The sequence below is a fragment of the Pseudomonas sp. SG20052 genome (assembly GCF_031766055.1).
Classification (GTDB): Bacteria; Pseudomonadota; Gammaproteobacteria; order Pseudomonadales; family Pseudomonadaceae; genus Aquipseudomonas; species Aquipseudomonas mandelii.
On the sequence record NZ_CP134498.1, the window covers coordinates 519,956 to 526,744 of the forward strand.

At 59.6% G+C, this 6,789-nt stretch carries 6 protein-coding genes; 4 read left to right on the top strand and 2 right to left on the bottom strand.

Translation table 11 applies throughout. The features are described from left to right. Positions 1-65: 65 nt before the first annotated feature. The gene (locus RHP74_RS02420) at positions 66-1,484 is read left to right on the top strand and encodes an FAD-dependent oxidoreductase (protein ID WP_010464413.1); all 1,419 of its coding nucleotides are present in this window, start codon (positions 66-68) and stop codon (positions 1,482-1,484) included. A 252-nt stretch (positions 1,485-1,736) separates the two neighbouring features. Further along, positions 1,737-2,804, top strand: coding sequence for a uroporphyrinogen decarboxylase (gene hemE, locus RHP74_RS02425; protein WP_010464411.1), 1,068 nt, complete (start codon positions 1,737-1,739; stop codon positions 2,802-2,804). 173 nt (positions 2,805-2,977) lie between these two features. On the opposite strand, the gene RHP74_RS02430 is transcribed toward hemE, so the two are convergent. Further along, complete coding sequence (locus tag RHP74_RS02430; RefSeq protein ID WP_311097618.1) at positions 2,978-4,252, bottom strand: MFS transporter; 1,275 nt, start codon at positions 4,250-4,252, stop codon at positions 2,978-2,980. Positions 4,253-4,370: 118 nt separating this feature from the next. On the opposite strand from RHP74_RS02430, the gene RHP74_RS02435 reads away from it, so the two are divergent. Both RHP74_RS02435 and RHP74_RS02440 read left to right on the top strand, forming a co-directional pair. Beyond that, positions 4,371-5,267: a LysR family transcriptional regulator gene (locus tag RHP74_RS02435; protein WP_083375224.1), complete on the top strand. Its 897-nt coding sequence runs from the start codon at positions 4,371-4,373 to the stop codon at positions 5,265-5,267. 86 nt (positions 5,268-5,353) lie between these two features. Continuing rightward, entirely contained in the window at positions 5,354-5,737 is a 384-nt protein-coding gene (locus RHP74_RS02440; protein WP_311097619.1) for a type II toxin-antitoxin system PemK/MazF family toxin, read from the top strand. Positions 5,738-5,953: 216 nt separating this feature from the next. On the opposite strand, the gene RHP74_RS02445 is transcribed toward RHP74_RS02440, so the two are convergent. Then, positions 5,954-6,775 carry a hypothetical protein gene (locus RHP74_RS02445; RefSeq protein ID WP_282411181.1) on the bottom strand — a complete coding sequence of 274 codons (822 nt, stop codon included), beginning with the start codon at positions 6,773-6,775 and terminating at the stop codon, positions 5,954-5,956. Positions 6,776-6,789 lie beyond the last annotated feature (14 nt).

Sequence of the window (6,789 nt, forward strand, 5' to 3'; positions counted from 1 at the left end):
ATTAATTTGATTTTCTTGCAGCTTGAAGCTTGTAGCTTGAAGCTGTCGTGTACGAGGTTTTGAAGATGGCCGAACGTCTCAGCAACGACTTCCAATTCATCGATGTCGGGCGCAAAGATCCGAAGAAGAAACTGTTGCGTCAACGCAAGAAAGAGTTCGTGGAGATCTACGAACCCTTCAAACCCCAGCATTCGGCCGATCAGGCCCACCGCTGCCTGGGTTGCGGTAACCCGTATTGCGAATGGAAGTGCCCGGTGCACAACTTCATTCCGAACTGGCTGAAACTGGTGGCCGAGGGCAACATCCTCCAGGCCGCCGAGCTGTCGCACCAGACCAACACCCTGCCGGAAGTCTGCGGTCGGGTGTGCCCGCAGGATCGTCTGTGCGAGGGTGCCTGCACCCTCAACGACGGCTTCGGCGCGGTGACCATCGGTTCGGTCGAGAAGTACATCACCGATACCGCGTTCGCCATGGGCTGGCGCCCGGACATGTCCAAGGTTATACCGACCGGCAAGCGTGTTGCGGTGATCGGTGCAGGCCCGGCAGGTTTGGGTTGTGCCGACGTGCTGGTACGCGGCGGCGTGACCCCGGTGGTGTTCGACAAGAACCCGGAAATCGGCGGTCTGCTGACCTTCGGTATCCCCGAGTTCAAGCTGGAAAAGACCGTGCTGAGCAATCGTCGCGAAGTCTTCACCGGCATGGGTATCGAGTTTCGCCTGAACACCGAAGTGGGCAAGGACGTGACGATCGAGCAACTGCTCGAAGAATACGATGCCGTGTTCATGGGCATGGGCACCTACACCTACATGAAGGGCGGCTTTGCCGGTGAGGATCTGCCGGGCGTGCATGACGCGCTCGACTTCCTGATCGCCAATGTCAACCGCAACCTGGGCTTTGAAAAGTCGCCGGAAGATTTCGTCGACATGAAAGGCAAGAAGGTTGTGGTGCTGGGCGGCGGCGACACGGCGATGGACTGCAACCGTACTTCGATTCGCCAGGGCGCCAAGTCGGTGACCTGCGCTTATCGTCGTGACGAAGCGAACATGCCAGGCTCGCGCAAAGAGGTGAAGAACGCCAAGGAAGAAGGGGTGAAATTCCTCTACAACCGCCAGCCGATCGCCATCGTCGGTGAAGACCGCGTCGAAGGCGTGAAGGTGGTCGAGACCCGTCTCGGCGAACCGGACGCCCGTGGCCGTCGCAGCCCCGAGCCGATCCCGGGCTCCGAAGAGATCATCCCGGCCGACGCCGTGGTCATCGCATTTGGTTTCCGTCCGAGCCCGGCGTCGTGGTTCGAGCAGTTCAGCATCCAGACCGACAGCCAGGGCCGCGTGGTGGCCCCGGAACAAGGTCAGTACAAGCACCAGACCAGCAACCCGAAAATCTTCGCCGGTGGCGATATGGTTCGCGGATCTGACCTGGTGGTAACGGCGATCTTCGAAGGCCGCAATGCGGCCGAAGGGATCCTGGATTACCTGGGCGTCTGATCACTTTCCAGAACTGGAATGCGATCAATTGTGGGAGCGAGCCTGCTCGCGAAAGCGGTGGATCAGTCAACAGAGATGTTGAATGTGAAGCCCTCTTCGCGAGCAGGCTCGCTCCCACATTGGTTTCAGCGTGTTGCTAAATAGCGTATTTCCCCGCGACATATTGATCCGATAGACAAAAGGCTGACCTGCAACCGTGCCTTTTGTGTCGAGCTCTGAGAAAATGCCCGCACTTTTTTTCCGGATGCCGACATGACTGCCCTGAAGAACGACCGTTTCCTTCGCGCCCTGCTCAAGCAACCCGTAGACGTCACGCCGGTATGGATGATGCGTCAGGCCGGTCGCTACCTGCCGGAATACCGCGCCAGCCGTGCCAAGGCCGGTGACTTCATGAGCCTGTGCATGAACCCGGAGTTCGCTTGCGAAGTCACGATGCAGCCACTCGACCGCTATCCGCAACTGGACGCGGCGATCCTGTTCTCCGACATCCTCACCATCCCGGACGCCATGGGCCAAGGCCTGTACTTCGAAACCGGCGAAGGTCCACGCTTCAAGAAAGTCGTCAGCACGATGGCCGATATCGAAGCCCTGCCGATTCCTGATCCGCACAAAGACCTTGGCTACGTCATGGACGCGGTCAGCACCATCCGCCGCGAACTCAACGGCCGCGTGCCGCTGATCGGCTTCTCCGGCAGCCCGTGGACGCTGGCCACTTACATGGTCGAAGGCGGTTCGTCGAAAGACTTCCGCAAGACCAAGGCCATGCTCTACGACAACCCGCAAGCCATGCACCTGCTGCTGGACAAGCTCGCGCAGTCGGTCACCAGCTACCTCAATGGCCAGATCATGGCCGGCGCGCAAGCGGTGCAGATTTTCGACACCTGGGGCGGTAACCTCTCGGCGGCGGCGTACCAGGAGTTTTCCCTGGCCTACATGCGCAAAATCGTCAGCGGCCTGATCCGCGAACACGAAGGCCGCAAAGTACCGGTCATCCTGTTCACCAAGAACGGCGGCCTGTGGCTGGAAAGCATCGCCGACGCTGGCGCTGATGCGTTGGGCCTGGACTGGACCTGCGACATTGGCGAAGCCCGCCGACGCGTCGGCAACAAAGTCGCCCTGCAAGGCAACATGGACCCGACTGTGCTGTACGCCAAGCCAGAAGCCATCCGCACCGAAGTCGGTCGAATTCTCGCCAGCTACGGCAAAGGCAGTGGTCATGTGTTCAACCTCGGCCATGGCATCACACCGGAAGTTGATCCGGAACATGCGGGTGCGTTCATGCGCGCGGTACATGAGCTGTCGGCGCAATATCACGAGTGATCGTCGTCCAATAAAAAACGCCCGGCTTATGCCGGGCGTTTTTGTATAGAGATCTCAGGTCACACTCGGCCCCTGTGGGAGCGAGCCTGCTCGCGAAGAGGCCGGCACATCCAACAGTGATGTCTGTTGAAAGACCGCTTTCGCGAGCAGGCTCGCTCCCACACGGAGTGGTGTCAGGCTTTGACTCCGCCCAACGGCGGTAACTTCGCCAGCTTCAACGCCACCAGCAGCGCAATCACCAGCAACGCACCAATGAACAACCCGATCCCGTTCCACCCGCCCAAGTGCCAGAACACCCCGCCCGCTGTCCCTGCAATACTCGACCCGGCGTAATAGCTGAACAGGTACAGCGACGAAGCCTGCCCCTTGGCTTTCACCGCTCGCCGTCCTATCCAACTGCTGGCCACGGAATGCGCGCCAAAGAAGCCGAAGGTGAAGATCAACATGCCGATAATCACCAACGGCAGCGGCGTGAACATGGTCAGCGCAAGGCCTGCGAGCATCAGCACAATCGTCGCCCAGAGCACTTTGCGCCGGCCCAGTTGGTCGGCCAAGGAGCCGATTTTCGCCGAGCTGTAGATGCCCGACAGGTACACCACCGACAGCAGACCGACGAAGACTTGGTCCATGTGGTACGGCTCGGCCAGCAAGCGATAGCCGATGTAGTTGAATAGGGTGACAAACGCACCCATCAGCACGAAGGCTTCAAGGAACAGCAGCGGCAGGCCAGCGTCGCGAAAGTGCATGGTGAAGCCATCGAGCAGACTGCGCGGGTGCAGCGAGCGGGGGCGGAAGTTGCGTGATTCGGGGAGGATTTTCCAGAACACCGTCGCCGCGATCAGCGCCAGCCCGCCAATCACCAGCATTGCCGTGTGCCAGCTGACGAAGTCGATCAACACGCCGGTGATCAAGCGGCCGCTCATCCCGCCAATCGCATTGCCGGCGATGTACAAACCCATCGCCAGCCCGATGTGCTGCGGGTGGATCTCTTCGCTCAGATACGTCATGGCGACCGCTGCCAGGCCGCTCAACGACAAGCCGATCAACGCACGCATCACCAGCACGCCTTGCCAGCTCGGCATCATCGCGCTGGCCATGGTGCACAGTGCGGCGGCGAACAAGGCCGCGACCATCACCGGTTTGCGTCCGACACGGTCGGAGATCGGGCCGGTGATCAACAAGCCAATGGCGAGCATGCCGGTGGCCACCGAGAGGATCAGGCTGCTCTGCGCCGCATTGATCGAATACTCGTGGGACAGCAGCGGCATCATCGGCTGTACGCAGTAGAGCAGGGCGAAGGTCGCAAAGCCGCCGGAGAACAGCGCCAGTACCGTGCGCATGAACATTGGCGTGCCTTTCTCGATGTAGATCTCTTTCAATTCGGCGACAACATCGTCCACCGCAGCGGGCGGAACTTCGTGGGCAAGGGGGGCGACAGCAGTTTTCACTTCGGACCTCGGAGGGCGCAGCCGGTCAGGCAATGAAAAAAGCATATAGCTGCCTAATGATTCAATCCAATATATTGTTCGACCTGTTTGATAGGTTTAACGACCTAATGGAGTTTTCATGGAATTGCGTCACCTGCGCTACTTCATCGCCGTCGCCGAAGAATTGCACTTCGGCCGCGCCGCTCAGGTGCTGGGCATCTCGCAACCGCCCCTGAGCCAGCAGATTCAGGCGCTGGAACAGGAAGTCGGAGCACGGCTGTTCGAGAGAACCAATCGTCGGGTCGAGCTCAGCGAGGCCGGTCGGCTGTTTCTGGAAGAAGCGCGACTGGTGCTGGCGCAGGTCGACAAAGCGGCCGACGTGGCACGGCGTGCGCAGTTGGGTGAGTTGGGCGAACTGAAAATTGGTTTCACCTCATCGGCGCCGTTCAACTCGACCATTCCCCAGGCGATTTTCTCGTTCCGCCAGCGTTTCCCGGCGGTGCATTTGAATCTGCGGGAGATGAGCAGCACCCAAGTGGCCGACGCGCTGGTCGATGAGTCGATCGAAGTCGGCATCATGCGACCGCTTGGGCTGCCGGATTCCCTCAGCGTCGTGGAGTTGATGCGTGAGCCGCTGGTCGCGGTGCTCAGCTCCAAACATCCGCTAGTGAACGACAGCGAAGAGGGTTTGTTCCTCTCGGCATTGGCCCTCGAACCGTTCGTTTTCTTCCCACGCAGCTATGGCAGCGGCCTGTATGCACAGTTGCTCAGCCTGGCCCGCGATGCCGGTTTCAGCCCGCACTTCGCGCAAGAGGCAGGCGAGGCAATGACGATTATCGGGTTGGTGGCGGCGGGGCTGGGCGTGTCGGTGCTGCCGGCCTCTTATCAGCGGATGCGCATTGACGGCGTGGTCTACCGGCCGTTGCTTGATCCGGAAGCGGTGTCGGCGGTGTGGCTGGTGCAGCGCAAGGACCAGAAGTCGCCGATGGCCAAGGCGTTTGTGGATTTGTTGACGAGGAAGGTTGAGGGGACTTGAGCGCAGGGACACTTAAAGTAACGGATCCTGTTTAGTGATTTGCGCGATTGTTGAGCAAAATCGATTTCTTTCGATGAGTGCCATGGATGCCACTTCTATATCAACCGAAGGAAGGCAGTGTGCTGATTTGTGATTTCAGGGGGTATGAAGTCCCCGAAATGATCAAAGTCAGACCTGTTGTCGTGATACGAAAACACAAAACCAACAGCTTACTGGTGACAGTTGTGCCGCTCAGTACTACCGCTCCGGATCGCATACTTGATCACCACCTGGAACTTCAAAGTCATCTACAGGGTGCCAGTCCTGTTTGCTGGGCGAAATGCGATATGGTTGCGACAGTAAGCCTCTCCAGGCTGGACCGGATCAAAAGTCGAGACCGACATGGAAAGCGTGTTTATGTTATTTCACACCTTGAAACAGACGAGTTTTACGCAATCAAAGTCGCGGTACGTCGTGCGCTTGGCCTGTGATGGCATCGGAAGTGGCGCAGTCAGGCGAATGGCCAGTCGTTGCCCTTGATCCTGTTTCGGGCAATACTCCCCCCGTTCCCGTAAGGGGCTTGTGAGACTCTGAGGATCCTGGGCAACCAGCCATCGCAGAGCCAGACAGGTACAGGGCGATGACAAGCCGACCTGTTTGTGAAGGGGCGCCGAAAGGCGCCCTTTGTCGTTCTCGAGGTGCTCGCCTCAGTCAACCCGCACCAGATCCCCGCGCAACGCCACCCCGGACACCACGGCCTTGAGCGCTTCCAGCCCAGGTATTTCCTCGTCGTCACTGCACTGGTATTTCCCGGTGTCCTGGCTCAGGTCGCGCTTGTTGATGCCGGCGATGTTGATCACGGCGTTAGCACCAGCCTTCTTGGCCTTGCTTTGCAACGTCGCCAAGGTCGATTGCAACGCCCAGTAGCAGGCGTCTTCAGCGGATTTGTCTTCGTTGTCGTCGGCTCTTCGGCTGCTGCTCACCGCCTTCAGCTTGTGCACCTGAGTCGGCAGTGCTTCTCCCGCCAGGTAGAACTTGACGCTGCCGTCCAGCAGACCGACTTCGGTGGCGCGTTTCACGCCTTCCTGAAAGTCCTGGTAGGTGGGTTCATAGGCGCCTTGCGAGGCGAAGACTTGATCAGCGTCCGGGTCGGTGGCCAGTTGTTTGACCACGTCGTCGCGAAGGTAATTGATCCAGCGGTTGTAGGTGCCGTGGATCCTGCCGTCCTTGTAGTCCAGGCCGCGGCTGTCGCGGTAGTCCATTTCGAACGAGGTGGAGGTATAGGGGATGTCGATTTCGGCGTGGTGCCGGTCGCGCACGGTGATTGCCGCTTTGATCATGCCGGGGCGCGCCGACTGCACGATCCATTGGCGCTCGATCAGTGCGGTGACGATGGCGCGGCTCATCCTGTCGTCGCTCAGGCCCTTGTCGCCGGGAAAGTGTTCCTTGGCGGTGTACACCGGGCTGGTGCAGCCGCTCAGCGCAACGGCCAGGGTGAATACTGCGCCGATGCGCTGAAACAGAGTCATTCCCTTCACTCCAG